This is a genomic window from Streptomyces sp. NPDC026575 (genome assembly GCF_055567415.1).
In genome coordinates this window covers 64,969-79,608 of the sequence record NZ_JBVHQM010000001.1, presented here as the reverse complement: position 1 = coordinate 79,608, position 14,640 = coordinate 64,969, and the positions used below count along the sequence as shown (strand labels likewise).

At 72.5% G+C, this 14,640-nt stretch carries 10 protein-coding genes; 4 read left to right on the top strand and 6 right to left on the bottom strand.

All coding sequences use genetic code 11. The features are described 5' to 3' along the window. Positions 1–26: 26 nt before the first annotated feature. Positions 27–1,658: a PucR family transcriptional regulator gene (locus ACZ4NB_RS00345; RefSeq protein ID WP_467657285.1), complete on the bottom strand. Its 1,632-nt coding sequence runs from the start codon at positions 1,656–1,658 to the stop codon at positions 27–29. Between the two features lie 360 nt (positions 1,659–2,018). On the opposite strand from ACZ4NB_RS00345, the gene ACZ4NB_RS00340 reads away from it, so the two are divergent. Next, on the top strand, positions 2,019–2,852 hold the full coding sequence (locus ACZ4NB_RS00340; protein WP_467657283.1) for an undecaprenyl-diphosphate phosphatase: 834 nt from the start codon (positions 2,019–2,021) through the stop codon (positions 2,850–2,852). A gap of 96 nt (positions 2,853–2,948) precedes the next feature. Further along, a complete protein-coding gene (locus ACZ4NB_RS00335) occupies positions 2,949–4,232 on the top strand; it encodes a PP2C family protein-serine/threonine phosphatase (protein ID WP_467657282.1) in 1,284 nt (427 codons plus the stop codon). 97 nt (positions 4,233–4,329) lie between these two features. Here ACZ4NB_RS00335 and ACZ4NB_RS00330 read toward each other — a convergent pair whose 3' ends face one another. The 3 genes from ACZ4NB_RS00330 to ACZ4NB_RS00320 all read right to left on the bottom strand — a co-directional run bounded on the left by ACZ4NB_RS00330 (position 4,330) and on the right by ACZ4NB_RS00320 (position 7,776). After that, on the bottom strand, positions 4,330–5,154 hold the full coding sequence (locus ACZ4NB_RS00330; RefSeq protein ID WP_467657280.1) for a hypothetical protein: 825 nt from the start codon (positions 5,152–5,154) through the stop codon (positions 4,330–4,332). Further along, the gene (locus ACZ4NB_RS00325) at positions 5,154–6,428 is read right to left on the bottom strand and encodes a VWA domain-containing protein (protein WP_467657279.1); all 1,275 of its coding nucleotides are present in this window, start codon (positions 6,426–6,428) and stop codon (positions 5,154–5,156) included. Before ACZ4NB_RS00325 ends, ACZ4NB_RS00330 begins: the two co-directional genes overlap by 1 nt. 226 nt (positions 6,429–6,654) lie before the next feature. Further along, a complete protein-coding gene (locus tag ACZ4NB_RS00320) occupies positions 6,655–7,776 on the bottom strand; it encodes a MalY/PatB family protein (protein ID WP_467657741.1) in 1,122 nt (373 codons plus the stop codon). 233 nt (positions 7,777–8,009) lie between these two features. Between ACZ4NB_RS00320 and ACZ4NB_RS00315 the strand changes: the two genes are divergently transcribed. Further along, positions 8,010–8,186, top strand: a complete 177-nt coding sequence (locus tag ACZ4NB_RS00315; RefSeq protein WP_467657277.1) for a hypothetical protein — start codon at positions 8,010–8,012, stop codon at positions 8,184–8,186. Positions 8,187–8,228: 42 nt separating this feature from the next. On the opposite strand, the gene ACZ4NB_RS00310 is transcribed toward ACZ4NB_RS00315, so the two are convergent. Then, positions 8,229–10,547 carry a GAF domain-containing SpoIIE family protein phosphatase gene (locus ACZ4NB_RS00310; RefSeq protein ID WP_467657276.1) on the bottom strand — a complete coding sequence of 773 codons (2,319 nt, stop codon included), beginning with the start codon at positions 10,545–10,547 and terminating at the stop codon, positions 8,229–8,231. A gap of 240 nt (positions 10,548–10,787) precedes the next feature. On the opposite strand from ACZ4NB_RS00310, the gene ACZ4NB_RS00305 reads away from it, so the two are divergent. After that, the gene (locus ACZ4NB_RS00305; RefSeq protein ID WP_467657274.1) at positions 10,788–12,758 is read left to right on the top strand and encodes an APC family permease; all 1,971 of its coding nucleotides are present in this window, start codon (positions 10,788–10,790) and stop codon (positions 12,756–12,758) included. Positions 12,759–12,803: 45 nt separating this feature from the next. Here the strand turns inward: ACZ4NB_RS00305 and ACZ4NB_RS00300 are convergent, their stop codons facing one another. Then, positions 12,804–14,474 carry an FAD-binding oxidoreductase gene (locus ACZ4NB_RS00300; protein ID WP_467657273.1) on the bottom strand — a complete coding sequence of 557 codons (1,671 nt, stop codon included), beginning with the start codon at positions 14,472–14,474 and terminating at the stop codon, positions 12,804–12,806. Between the last annotated feature and the right edge of the window lie 166 nt (positions 14,475–14,640).

Below are 14,640 nucleotides of genomic sequence, written 5' to 3'. Positions count from 1 at the left end.
CACTAGGGGGATGGTTCGCGGCGGGATCAGGTCGCGGGCGGCAGCCGCAGCTGGAGCATGGCCAGCAGGCGCTGGTCCGGCCGGCTCAGATCGAGACCGGTCAGCTCCTCGGCCCGGCGGATCCGGTAGCGCAGGGTGTTGGGGTGCACATGCAGCTCGGCGGCCGCGGCCCGTACGTCGCCGAAGGCGTTCAGATAGGTCAGGACGGTCTCCGCCAACTGCCCCTGGTGGCGGCTGTCGTGGGCGACCAGGGCCGTCAACCGGGGGTCCCGCATGGCCGGGTGCGCGGAGAGCAGCGTCAGCACCTCGCTGACGAGCACCTCCGCCTGGATGTCGGGCAGTGCGGCGACGGTGGTGGCGAAGCCGACGCTCACCATCGCGTCGAGTATCCGGTCCGCCTCCCGGCGCGACGCGGGGACCTCGCCGAGCGCCGGCACGATGCGGCCGACCGAGCCGCGCAGCGACAGTCCCAGGTGGCGGCGCGCGGCGTCGGTGATCTCCTGCCCCCAGACGCGCAGGGTGCCGAGGTCGATGCTGCGCGGCAGCTGGGGCAGCAGCACATAGATCCGCGCGTCGCCCTGGGTGACCAGCGCGCTGCGATGCCGGGCCGCGGTGTGGACCGAGACGAGGTTGCTGACCTCGGCACGGGCCAGCTCCGGCGGGGTGGCCTCGGTGGATCCGTAGGAGAAGCCCAGGACCGCGGCCGGCCGGGCCGGGTCCAGCCCCAGATGGGAGGCCAGCGGCTGCGGCCCCGTCGTGCCCTCCAGCAGCCCGGCCGCCAGCGTGTGGGTCAGCGTCAGGTCCGCCGACAGCTCCCGGCGACGGCGTACGAGATGGTGTGCGGCGACCCGGGCCGCGCCCACCAGCGCCTGGTCCGACTGCTCGGTCAGCGGCGTCGACCCCTCCTGGACCCAGATGATGCCCAGTTGCCGCTCCCCGGACCGGATGGACACCGCGAGCCGGCGGCGGATGCCCAGCTCGGGGTGGCCGTCGATGTTGATCACGTCGTCGGAGGCGCGCAGCCGCTGGAAGACCCCCCACTCGCGCAGCCGCGAGAGGTACTGCTCGGGGCCGTGCCAGCCCAGGATGGACAGCCGCCGCAGATCGTCGACCTCGTCGGAGTCGGTGGACCGCGAGTAGGCCAGCACGCGGTTGGCGGTGTCCTCGATGCTGACGATGCCGCCGGTGAGGACGGCGGTGGTCTGGGCGAGCGCGAAGAGATCCCCTTCCTGGGCCTCCTCGCCGGGGCGCCCCGAGGGCGCGCTCTCCAGGGCCGCCCGGGCCAGCGCGTCCACCTGCTCCCAGCGCGCTTCGGTGCGTACGGACAGCAGCGCGACGCCGGCGTCGACGGCGGTCTCGCTCAGCGCGGCGGCCTGGCCGGGGGTGTCCACTTTGACCGCGACGGCGCCGGCCCCGTCCCGCCCGCCGGCCCGCAGCGCGGGGAAGGCGGCGCGGCCCCGGGCGCCGATGGCGAGGACCAGCTCGCCGGGGCGGGCCATCGGCGGGTCCTCGGGGTCGAGCAGGGCGACGCTGCGGATCTCGACGTCCAGCCCGGCGGGCGCGGCCTGCAGCTCGACCAGGGGGTCGCCCAGCGCCATGAGCAGCTGGCGCAGGGTGATGCCCGTGGGGGGTGAGGGTGTCGCGGCGGCTGGATCCATGATCGGCGCCTCTGCTGGGTTCGAATGGCGTGGTCTCCGTGCACTGCCGGCCCTCGCGGATGCACTCTCGCTGTGTCACGCCAAGCGGCCGATCGGCCAAAGGCTGAGTCACAACCGCGCGAATGAGCCACGCCAACAGTACTGATGCTATCCGCCGGACCGATCGCGGCCGCCCCGCCGTGGGCGTACCGCCGGGCCACGGGCGTACCGTCGGGCGGTGGGCCTTCCGCCGGGGTCGGCGGTGCCCGCGCACCGGGCCCCCTCGTCTACAGTGTTGTAGACCGTACGGGGCGCGGTGGACGCCGCTCCGCCCCGAGGTGTGGCTGCGCCCCCGTCCACCCGTCGCCAGAAACGGATCCCATGAGCGCGATCAGTATCGGCCAAGCCGTCGTCCTCGGAGCCATCGAGGGGGTGACGGAGTTCCTGCCCATCTCCTCCACCGGCCATCTCAAGATCGCTGAGGGCCTGATGGGGATCCCGGTCGACGACCGGACCGTCGTCGGCTTCTCCGCCGTCATCCAGGTCGGCGCGATCGCCGCGGCACTGGTCTACTTCGGCAAGGACATCGTGCGCATCGTGGGCGCGTGGTTCCGCGGGCTGCGCGACCGCGAGGAGCGCTACCACCACGACTACAAGTTCGCCTGGTGGGTCATCTTCGCCACCATCCCGATCGTCGTCGTCGGCCTGGCCGCCAAGCCCCTGATCGAGGGCCCGCTCGCCTCCCTGTGGGTGGTGGCCGGCTCACTGATCGTCGGCAGCGGGGTGATGTGGGCGGCCGACCAGATGGGCCGGCACAAGCGCGGAGAGGACGACACCTCCCTCAGGGACGCCATGTGGGTCGGCTGCTCGCAGATCCTCGCCCTCCTCTTCCCCGGCTTCTCCCGCTCCGGCGCCACCATGTCCACCGCCCTCATCCTCGACCTGGAGCGCGTCGCGGCCACCCGGCTGTCCTTCTTCCTCGGCATCCCGGCCCTCACGGGAGCGGGCATCTACGAGCTGAAGGACGCGGTCGGCAGCGGCGCGGCCATCGCCCCGCTGGCCATCGGCACCGTCGTCTCCTTCCTCGTCGCCTACGGCTCGATCGCCTGGCTGCTGAAGTTCGTCGCCAAGCACTCCTTCAACTCCTTCGTGCTCTACCGGATCGTCGTCGGTGCGCTGCTGTTCGGGCTGCTGGGCATGGGCGTACTGCACTGACGGCCGCCGCGCCGGACCGGGATCGCGGCCTCGTCGGTGGTATGGGTGCATCACGACGCACCCGCCCGACGCGGGCGCCGCGCCCTGGAGGTGGCCTTGTCGAACCGGGACGGCTCGGATACGGGCCCGGACGCCGAGCACGCGGCCGTACTGGCCCGTCTGCGGGTGGTGGAGGAAGCCGCCGAGCGCATCGGCACCACCCTGGACGAGCAGACGATCTGCGCCGAGCTGTCGCGGTTCGTGTGCCGGCACCTGTGCGACGCCGCCGCGGTGGACCTCCTCCCCGATGACGCCGCCGCGGCCCGGCCCCCGTCCCGGGAACCGGCGCTGCGCCGGGTGGCGTCGGCGGGGCTGGTGAGGGTCCTCCAGGCGCAGCTGTCGGACGACGGCGGCGGCGGGTCCGGCGGTGGGTCACCCGCCACGCGGGCACTTGCGGAGGGGCGCCCGATCACCGCCACCGCCGCCCTGGCGAAGGGCATGTCCGCCGGGTCGGCGTCGGTGCCGCTGCTCGCGCAGGGCCGCCGCTACGGCGTACTGCTCGCCCTCCGCGCGGGCGGCGGCTTCACCGACCAGGAGACCGCCGCCATGCAGTACGCGGCTCGCCTGGCGGCCGTCCACCTCGGGCACGCCCGCCATTACGCCTCCGCCCAGCGCACCGCGATGGACCTGCAACGGGCGCTGCTCGCCGAGCCGGGCCGGCCGCACCCCAACCTGGAGCTCGCCACCCGCTACCTCCCCTCCGGAACCAGCGCCCTGGTCGGCGGCGACTGGTTCGAAACGGTGCGGCTCCACTACGGACGCACCCTGCTGGTCATGGGCGACGTCATGGGCCATGGGCTCGACGCCGCCGTCGACATGAACGCCTACCGCTCCCACCTGCGCTATGTCGCCTCGACGGACCTGCCGCCGCACCGCGTACTGCGCCAGCTCGACGCGGCGGTGTCCGAGGACGAGGCCCGCCGCCCGGCGACCTGCCTGCTGGCCCGGGTGGATCCGGCGCGCGGTCTCGCCGGCTTCGCCAGCGCCGGCCATCTCCCCCCGGTGGTCTTCCGCGGCGACGGCGGCGCCGAACTGGTGCGCGTCCCCGTCGGCCCGCCCCTGGGCACGGGCGTGGGCGGCTACGAACTGGTCACCCGCGGCCTCACATCGGACGACACCCTGCTGATGTTCACCGACGGCCTCATCGAGCGCCGCGGCGAGGACATCGACGACTCCCTGGCCCGGCTGGCCCGGCTGCGGCTGCCCGCACGGGCCGGTGTGGCGGAGGTGCTCGACGAGGTCCTGCTCCGCCTCGACGGACTGCACGCCGAGGACGATGTCGCCGTCCTCGCCGCACGGTTGCGCGAGCACCCCGCGCCGGAGGCCGGCCCCGAGGCGTGAGGCCGGCGCTTCCTGACGCCGGGTCGGTTCTCCGTCCGGGCATGCCGAAGGGGCGGCCACGGCACCGAGCCATGGCCGCCCCTGGGGCTTCGCCCGGTCAGGCGCCCGGTGGCACCTGCGACGGGCGGCCCCGTCCCCGGGTGGCGCGGTAGCCGGCGATGCCCGCGAGCGCGGCGAGCGCACCGCCCGCAGCGGTCCAGATCCAGCGGTCGGACCACCGTCCGGAGGACCAGCCGCCGTCCGGCTCCCGCAGGGCGGCGGGCCGCGGCGACGAGGCGTCCTCGTCGTCCTTCGACGCCGCGGCCGCGGCACCCGGCACCAGGGGAGCCGCGAGCCTGCCGTCCACCGCGTGCGCGCCGCCCTGGTCGGCCACCGACGCCTGGACCTCGGCGTGCACCGGCAGCCCCAGGTCCTCCTGCGGAAGGTCGACGACCGTCAGGCGCACGTAATAGCTGCCCGGCAGCGGGTCGTTCGCCCAGGGCTCCGCCCAGCCGCGCACCGTGCGCAGCGTGCAGGACAGCTCCACGGACCCGGCGTCCTTGGCCGCCGCCTTCGTCTGGGCGCCGTACACGCACGCCTGGCGGCGCCGCAGCCCGTCGTACACATCGAGCTGCCAGGTGGCCGCGCCGTGCCGGGCGGCGGCCGCCGGCAGCGTCACCTTGGCCTTGACCGTGGCGCGCTGCTGGGTGTCCACGGGCAGCACCCAGTAGAGGTAGTCGCCGGTGGAGGCGTCGGCCGTCGCCGGCTGGTCCGGCTTGATGGCGGTCGCGGTACGGAACGAGGTGCCCGCCTCGGTCGGGGCGGCCACCTCCGCGCTCTCGCTCGGGCTCGGCGTGGGGCTGTCGGCGACGGCGGCTCCCGCCAGGCCGAAGAGGCCCGCGCCGGCCAGTACGGCGCTGGTCAGTAGGCGTACGGTGCGCATCAGTTGGTCCTCCAGACGGTCACGCGCCAACGGGAGATCCAGCCCCACAGCAGCCCGGCCAGCAGCCCGGCGAGAGCCAGTGAGACCAGCAGCCACCAGCCGTGGCCGAGGCCGAAGGAGGCCGCGTCGGAGGCGTCGCCGGGACCGTCCACCAGGTCGATGGACAGCTCCATCGGCAGGCCGGGGTCGGTCTTCACCGATGCGGGCGCCGAGAAGGAGTTGCTGACCTGCAGACAGACCGTCTCCGCCGCCGGCTTGTCGGCGTCGGCGTCGGCGGTGTCCGGCGACTTGGGATAGCGCAGCCCGGACGAGATCACGTCCGTACGGCCGTCACCGGCCTCCGCGCCGCGGACGATCTCCCGGCCGTGCACGGTCGAGGCCCGCAGCAGGACGCCGTAGTCGTTGTCGACGGCGCGGTCGGCGGCGATGCTCACCGAGGCCCGCAGCTCCTGGCCGGGCAGGACGTCCACCCGGTACCAGCGGTGCTCGGCGAACTTCTCGCGGTCGCTGTAGAGACCGGGCTTGAGCTTCGGCGCGGTGGCGCACTGCCGGGCGCCCTCCGTGGGCACCGGGGTGACCACCGGATCGGCGGCCCGGTCCACCAACTGGTGCACCCGGTCGCGGAGTTCCTTGGTGTGCTGCACGGAGGTGTAGGTGCCGCCGGTCGCCTCGGCGATGCAGCTCAGCTGCTGACGGGTCTTGGCGTCCGGCAGCAGCCCGAGGGTGTCGACGGTGAGGTGGATGCCCTCGGCGGCGATGTCACGGGCCACCTGGCAGGGGTCGAGCGGGGCGCAGGTGTCCTCGCCGTCCGTGATGAGCACGATCCGGCGCGTCCCGTCGCCGCCCTTGAGGTCCTTGGCCGCGCCCAGCAGCGCGGGGCCGATGGGGGTCCAGCCGGTGGGGGTGAGGGTCGCCACCGCGGTCTTGGCCTCGGTCCGGTCCAGCGGACCGACCGGGTAGAGCTGGCGGGTGTCCTTGCAGCCGACCTTCCGGTCCTCGCCGCGGTAGTTGGCGCCCAGCGTCCGTATGCCGAGCTGTACGTCCTCGGGCACCGCGTCCAGCACCTCGTTGAACGCCTGCTTCGCCGCGGCCATCCGGCTCTGTCCGTCGATGTCGCGGGCCCGCATCGAGCCGCTGACATCGAGCGTCAACTCGACTTTGGGGACCGGCTTCGCGGACGGCTCATCGGCGACGGCGGGGGAGGGCGCGAGGGCGGCGGCCATGGCGGCAAGCAGGCCGCACACCCCGACCGCCAACCGTTTTCTTGTGATCATCGCTGGATCGTATGGAGAAAACCACCTCGCTCCAAAACGGCCCCGGAACCGGCCGGAGGCCGATCACGCGATGCCGCGGCAGCGGTGGTCCAGCGCGGATCGATGCGGCCCGGCCAGGCGTCCTGACCGTCCGCCAGGGGCTGCTCCTGGGGCAGGGGGAGGCACCGGCAGGCGAAGGCGAGACCGGCGTCGGCTCCCTCGCCGTGGCGAGTTCTTCCGGGCGGCGTCAGGACGGGGTGGCGGCCATCCGCCGTACCGCCTCGGTGAGCACCTCGGGGGAGGTCGCCAGATTGAGCCGTACGTGGCCGGCGCCGCCGGTGCCGAAGTCCGGACCGGGGCTGAGGGCCACTCTGCCGCGGGCGAGGAACGCCGCGGCGGGGTCGTCGCCGAGCCCCAGCCGGCGGCAGTCGAGCCAGGCGAGGCAGGTCCCGGGCGCGGGGCGGTAGCGGACCGCGGGCAGCTGCTCCGCCAGCAGTTCGGCCAGCAGCCGTCGATTGTCGTCGAGGCCGGCGCACAGCGCGTCGAGCCAGTCGCCGCCGTCCCGCAGCGCCGCGGTGTGGGCGATGACGCCGAGGTGGCTGGGACCGTGACCGACCTCTTCGGGTACGCGTGCCAGGTCATCGGCGGCGGCCGGCCCGGCGACGGCGAGCGCGGCCTTGACGCCGGCCAGGTTCCATGCCTTGGTCGCCGACATCAGCGACAGCCCGCTCTCCGCTCCGGGCACGCTCAGATAAGGGACGAAGGCGGTGCCCGGGGCGACCACGGGGGCGTGGATCTCGTCGGCGACGACCCGTACGCCGTATCGGTCCGCCAGCGACGCGACGGCGGCCAGCTCCTCGGCGCTGTGCACGGTGCCAGTCGGGTTGTGCGGGCTGCACAGCAGATACGCGGCCCGGGCCCCACCCTTCGCGGCCCGCCGGAACGCGCCCTCCAGCGCCGTGAAGTCGATCCGCAGATCCGCTCCCAGCGGCGCCTCCACCACGCGCCGGTCCATATGCGCCACGAACTGGTAGAACGGCGGATACACCGGGCAGTTGACGATCACCGGATCGCCCGCGCGGGTCACCACCTTCAGGACCTCGACGATGCCCAGCATCACGTCGGGCACGGTCATCGTCCGCGGCACGGCGAGCCCCTGCCAGCCCCAGCGCCGGCGGGCGAAGCCGGCCAGCGCCTCGGCGTACGCCGTCCCCGCCGGGTAGCCGGTGTCACCGAGCCCGACCGCGTCCGTGATCGCCCGCGCGACCGGTGCGGCCAGCGGCACATCCATCTCCGCCACCCACAGGGGCAGCACATCGGCCGGATGGGTGCGCCACTTTATGCTCGTACGCCGGCGCAGCTCTTCCATGGAGAGCCGGCGCAGCGGATCGGTGCGGTCCGGGTCGTCGGGCGGGGTCGGCGCTCTTCGCTCCATGAAGCCAAAATAGGCGCGCGCGGCAGCGCGGTGCAGCCCTCGCGCGGCGGTTGGTCAGGAGGCCGCGTTCGCCGCGGCCGCCGAACGCCGGACCGGCACGGAGCTGATGTCGCCGGAGATCGCCGACGCCGGCAACGCCATGAGCCGGTTGACGGTGGCAAGCCTCGGTGACATGGGTTGACGAGGTCGACGTCGATGCCGCGGAGCCGTATGGGCTCCCGGACTTCCTCATGGCGGCGAGGTCGGGCAACGGCGCACCGCACGCCGCACACGAGCGGGGCATGGTGCTGCCGATCCTGCCGACGCGGGTGCGCCCGGGAAGGCCGCAGCGGGCGAACCCGTAGTGGACGGGGCCGTAAGGGACGGGGCCGTGCGGCGTGGGCGGTTCAGGCGGCCGTGAGGACCAGCGCGGCCTGGTCGTCGGGGGTGGAGTCGCCCGCGAACGCGGTGACCGCGGCCGTCACGGCCTCGATCAGTGTGGCGGCCGTGGGGGAGGTGCGGCCGCGGAGTGCGGTGCGGCAGCGGACCCCGGCGAGGGCGTCGGCGAGCCGGTGTTGGTCGAAGAACTCCCCGTCGGGGGCACGAGCCTCGGTGATGCCGTCGGTGACCAGCACCAGGCTGTCCCCCGGGCGGAGCTCGACCCGGCAGGAGGTCCCGTCGAAGTCCGGGCCGATGCCCAGGAGCAGGCCCGGCTCGGCGATCTCCTCGACCGTGCCGTCGGCCCGGCGTACGAGCGGGGGAACATGACCGGCGCGTATCAGGTCCAGCGTCAGGCCGCAGGCGGAGCGCCGTAGTTCGCCGTAGACGAGCGAGACGAAGTTGTCCTCCGTGGTGCTCTGGGCGAGCGCGTCGTTGATGGCGGCGACCACCGCGCCGGGGGCGGTGAGCAGCCGGGCGGCGGCCCGCGCGGTGTGGCGGACCAAGCCGGTGGTGGTGGCCGCCGTCGCTCCGCGCCCGCAGACATCGCCGATCATGAACGCCCAGCGTTCGTCGGGCAGCGGGAAGACGTCGTAGAAGTCGCCGCCCACATCGAGCCCTTCGCCGGCGGGGTGGTAGGACGCCGCGAGATCGGCGCCGGGTATCCGGGGCAGCGCGGGCGGCAGCAGACCGGCCTGCAGATCGCGGGCGAGCCGGACGCGGTCGGTGAACTGGTGGGCGTTGTCGGCGCTGGAGGCCGCCCGGCGGGCGAGCTCCTCGGCCAGGGTGATGACATGGCAGTCCAGGGGCCGGTCGGGAGTGGCCACCAGGGTGAGCACGCCGAAGGTGCGGCCGCGGGTCGTCAGCGGCACGCAGACGTATCGGCTGACATCGGGCTCCGGGGCGGGTCCCTCGTGGTGGACGAGGTCCGGTGCGGGTGCATCCGGGTGGACGAGGTCCGGTGCGGGTGCGCCGGGGTCGTCGACGTCCGGGGCGGGCGCGACGGCCTGGCCGGGCTCCGCGGGGGGAGCGCCGGCCGGGTGGCGGTCGGTCTCGGTGGTGCCCGAGGCGAGGACCCGGGCGACCGCGTGGTCGATCTCGTCGCCGATGCCCGGGGAGGCGAGGTACTGCTCCGCGGCGCGGGACGCGGAGGCCACCGCGATCCGCCGCGTCCGGCCGTCCTCGACGACATGGACGGTGCACAGCGGCGCCAGCGCGGGCACGGTCAGCCGGGCCATGCACTGCAGGCAGTCGAAGTAGTGCGGTTCGCGCGTGATCGCGGTGCTGGCGTCGAGCACGAAGGCCAGGTCCTCACGGGCGGCCTTCTCCCGCTCCTGGGCGGCGCGGCCGGCCTCCATGGCGCGGTGGCGTTGGATGGCCAGCGCGGTGATCCGGGCGAACGCGGCGCTGAGCGCCACATCCTTGTCCGCGGGGACCTTGGGGGTGCGGTGGTACATCGCGAAGGTGCCCAGCAGCTCGTCGTCCGCGCCCAGGATCGGGGTGGACCAGCAGGCCGCGAGCCCGGCCCGGCGCGCCAGGTCCTCGTAGCCCGCCCACCGGGGGTCGGTGGCGATATCGCTGACGATCACCGGGGCGCGCAGATAGGCGGCCGTGCCGCACGAGCCCACGTTCGGGCCGGTGGCCACGCCGTCGATCGCCTCGTTGTAGAAGTCGGGCAGGCTGGGGCCCGTGCCGTGCCGCAGATGCCGGCCATCGGGGTCGGCGAGCAGCACCGAGACGATCAGTCCCGGGGAGAGGTCCTCGATCGCCCGCGCCATGTCGGTGAGGATCTCGCGGAGCGGGGCGTCGCGCGCGATCTGCTCCAGCAGGATGCGCTGCTCGGCGGCGAGCAACTGGGCGTGGTGGTACGGGGTGGTCTCCACCGCGATCACGATCACCCCGTCGACCTGGCCGACCGCGTCCCGCCGGGGCTCGTAGGTGAAGTCGAAGAACCCCTCCCGCTCCGCCCCGGGCGCTCCGAGCACCAGCCGCCCGCCCCGGGCCCAATACGCGGTACCGGTGGTGTACACGGCGTCGAGGCGGTCCAGGACGCCCTGGGGCCCCAGCTCCGGATAGAGCTCGCCGACCGGTGCGCCGGTCTGTGTGCGCTCGCCGCCGAACACCTCGAAGAACGCCGGATTCGCCGCCTCCAGCACATGCTGCGGGCCGCACAGCGCAGCGAAGATCACCGGGGCCTGATCGAACAGGTCCTCGTACTCCTCGGTCCGGGTGTACGCGGTCGTGGACCGCGCAGTGACCGCTTCGAGGCGATCCGACGGTATGGACATCGCAGGCCGCCCTCTCTGGCATTCGCCGACCGCGCCGTCGAGTCCTCTCTTCACTCTTGCACACGGCGGTGCCGATGGGAGCGAACCGGCCTCCCGGGCACTCATCCGCCAGGTGCGCCCGCGTGTCGGTGACATCTGAGCGGCATACGGAGGAGGGCCACGGCGGCGGTGCCCGGCATCCGCGCAGCGACGTGGCTGTCTCGTCGATGAACGACGGCAGCGGTACGACAGGAGCGCATGATGGCCACTTCCGCCCCCGGGGGCTCCTCGCCCCTGGCCGCAGCGCGCCTTCGCTTTCGCGGATGGATGTTGGAGGGCCTGGTCGACATGGCCAAGCGCCACCCGGGTCCGCACGCCGGACCGCAGAGCGCCCACAAGGGGCAGCGGTGGTGGCGGGTGATGTGCCTGACCGGTGTGGACTACTTCTCCACCCTTGGCTATCAGCCGGGCATCGCCGCCCTGGCCGCCGGGGCGCTGTCGCCGATCGCCACCATCGTCCTGGTCATCGTGACGCTCGCCGGCGCGCTGCCGGTCTACCGGCGGGTGGCGAAGGAGAGCCCGCACGGACAGGGCTCGATCGCGATGCTGGAGCGGCTGCTGTCCTTCTGGAAGGGCAAGCTGTTCGTGCTGACGCTGCTGGGGTTCGCCGCCACCGACTTCCTCATCACCATCACCCTGTCGGCGGCCGACGCCGCCACCCACCTCGTGGAGAACCCGCACGTCAGCAGCGCCCTGCACAACCAGCAGATGATCATCACGCTGATCCTGGTCGCCCTGCTGGGCGCGGTCTTCCTCAAGGGGTTCCTGGAGGCGATCGGGGTGGCGGTCGTCCTTGTGGGCCTCTACCTCGCGCTCAACGCCGTCGTGGTCGTCGCCGGACTGTGGCATGTGGTCACCGCGGCGCATGTCATTCCCGACTGGTCCCATCTGCTGACCACCGAGCACGGCAACGCCCTGGCCATGATCGGGGTGGCGCTGCTGGTCTTTCCGAAGCTGGCGCTGGGCCTGTCCGGCTTCGAGACCGGTGTGGCGGTGATGCCGCACATCGAGGGCGCGCCCGGCGACACCGAGGCGCGTCCCACCGGGCGGATCCGGGGCGCCAGGAAGCTGCTCACCACCGCCGCCGTGATCATGAGTGTCTTTCTGATCCTCACCAGCTTCATCACCACGCTGCTGATCCCCGCGGCGGCGTTCCAGCCCGGTGGAGAGGCCAACGGGCGTGCGCTGGCCTACCTGGCCCATGAGTACCTGGGCTCGGCCTTCGGCAGCGTCTACGACATCTCCACCATCGCCATCCTGTGGTTCGCCGGCGCCTCGGCCATGGCCGGACTGCTGAACCTGATGCCGCAGTACCTGCCGCGCTACGGTATGGCGCCCCACTGGGCGCGAGCCGTACGCCCGATGGTGCTGGTGTTCACCCTTGTCGCGTTCCTGGTGACCTGGATCTTCGACGCCGATGTGGACGCCCAGGGCGGTGCCTACGCCACCGGCGTCCTGGTCCTGATCAGCTCCGCGGCGATCGCCGTGACCATCGCCGCGCGGCGGGCCCGTGAACGCGGCTGGACGATCGGCTTCGCCGTCATCGCCGTGGTGTTCCTCTACACCACCGTCGACAACGTCATCGAGCGGCCCGACGGTGTGAAGATCGGCGCCTGCTTCATCGCCGGCATCATGCTCGTCTCGTTCCTCTCCCGGCTCGCCCGGGCCTTCGAACTGCGGGTGACCAGCGTGCTGCTCGACGACATGGCCGACCGGTTCATCCGCGACATCGCCCACCGCAAGATCCGCCTGATCGCCAACGAACCCGACCAGCGCGATCTGGCCGAATACCGCGACAAGCTCCAGCAGATCCGCACCGACAACGACCTGCCGGTCGACGACGACTTCGTCTTCGTCGAGGTCACCATCGGCGACCCGTCCGAATTCGAGAGCGAACTGCGGGTGCGCGGGGAAGTACTGCACGGCCGCTACCGCGTGCTCTGCCTGGACAGCTCCACCGTCTCCAACGCCCTGGCCGCGCTGCTGCTGCACATCCGCGACGAGACCGGGCAGCGGCCGCACATCTACTTCGAGTGGACCGAAGGCAACCCCTTCGCCCAGCTGCTGCGGTTCTTCCTCTTCGGCCAGGGCGAAGTCGCGCCCGTCACCCGCGAGGTCCTCCGCGAGGCCGAACCCGACCGCTCCCGCCGCCCACGCGTCCACGTCGGCTGAGCGCGAGCACGCGCGCACGGCGGTCCCGGTCACCGGATCACCGGATCACTGGGTGAACGGCTGGACGGACTGGGCGTGCCGGAAGACGTTGCGCGGGTCCCAGTACTCCTTGGCCTCCTGAAGCCGACGGTAGTTGTCGTCGCCGTAGTACAGGCGGTGCGAGGGCTGGCCCGAGGTGTTCCATTCGGGGTCGTCGAGGTCGGTGTCGGGGTAGTTGATGTAGCACCCGTCCGTCACCGGCACCGGCTTCCCGGCGGCCGAGCCCTCGGTGGGCGCCAGAATCGGCACTCCGCCGGTGTCCTTGTAGACATCGCGGTAGAACTCGCGGATCCAGCGCAGGTGCGGCGCGGCGATGGAGGGGTCGATCTCGGCGTCGTGGTGGTCGGCGACACCGTCCTTGTTGGAGTCCCGCTTCCAGCTCCAGTAGGTCTGGTACTGCAGCTTCATCACGGAGCTGCGCTGGTAGACCGCGGTGTCCTGGCGGTCGGGGAGGTTGATCGCGCCACCGTAGGAGTCGATCTGGAGCAGCGCCTGCGGATTCTTGTAGCCGTCGTCGCGGGTCAGAGCGCCGTAGATGGCGGTGAGCTGCGCCTCGGTGAAACCACGTGTCATATACGCCGACTTGTACTTGCCGCACTGGTTGTCGCCGGAGCCGTTGAGGGTCTGGGTGGCCGTGAGCCAGGGCAGCCGGGTCGGCACATGCAGCCCGCCCATGGGGGCGTGCTCGCCCATCCGCCGGTCCAGTGGTGTGGGGTCGACGCCCAGGTCCTTGGTGATCCAGTCGAGGAAGGCGTTCAGCCGCGCGACGCTGTCCGGCCGGGTGGCGTCGAGCTGGGTGATCAGACCGATCTTGCCGTTGGAGTGGTGCGTCAGCTTCAGCAGCGTGAACATGTCGGTGAAGTCGCCGCGGAGGGAATCCGGCAGCTTCCGGGTGTTCTCGTACTCGAAGAACAGCCCGTAATTGCGCACCAGCGACTTGAAGCGCTCCGGCTGGCTCCTGAGCTTCTCCCAGGGCCAGGCGATGGCGTGCAGCAGGACCTCGCCCGGAGGCTTGGGCAGCCCCTTGAACCAGTAGCGGGTGACCACGCCGAAGTTGCCGCCGCCCCCGCCGGTGTGGGCCCACCACAGGTCCCGCAGCCGCTCGTCGGGGGAGTCCCGGCGGGCGACCACGACCTCCGCATGCTGGCCGTCGCGGACGACGACGACCTCCACCGCGTACAGGTAGTCCACCGTCAGGCCGTGCTGCCGGGACAGCAGTCCGTACCCGCCGCCCGACACATGGCCGCCGGCACCCACGGAGTAGCACGAACCGCCGGGGAGGGCGACGCCGAACGGTGCGTAGAGGTGGGTGGCGACATGCCAGTTGTTCGCGCCGGCCTCGACGCAGTACGCCCCCATCTCCTGGTCGAGATAGGCCCGGTCCATCTGCCCGAGGTCCAGGATCACCCCGACATCGTCGCCGCAGACGAAGTTCTCGTAGCAGTGGCCGCCCGACCGGACCGTGATGCGCCGGTCGAGGCCCTCGTCCGGGCGGTGGCTCGCCAGATACTTGTTGAGCGCGGCGACGGCCTCGTCCGGCGAGCCGATCACCGACACATAGTCAGGACTCGCGATGAAGCGCTGGTTGAAGCCTCGGCGCAGGGCCTCGTAGCGGGGGTCGCCCGGGCCCACCTCCGTACCGCACTCCGTTCCGGCCTTGGTCGGGTAAGTGGTCATGTGCTCTCCCTGAAATGGAGCGGTGGCGCCGTTCGGCGACCCGCGCGGAAGCTCTGCGTAATCAATGACTACTATCCGTGACCATCGCGGGGAGGGGAATGCCCGGAACGTGTCCCTCCGCGTGTCGTGGGTTGACCGCCGCGCTTCTGCGTCAGGACGCAGCGGC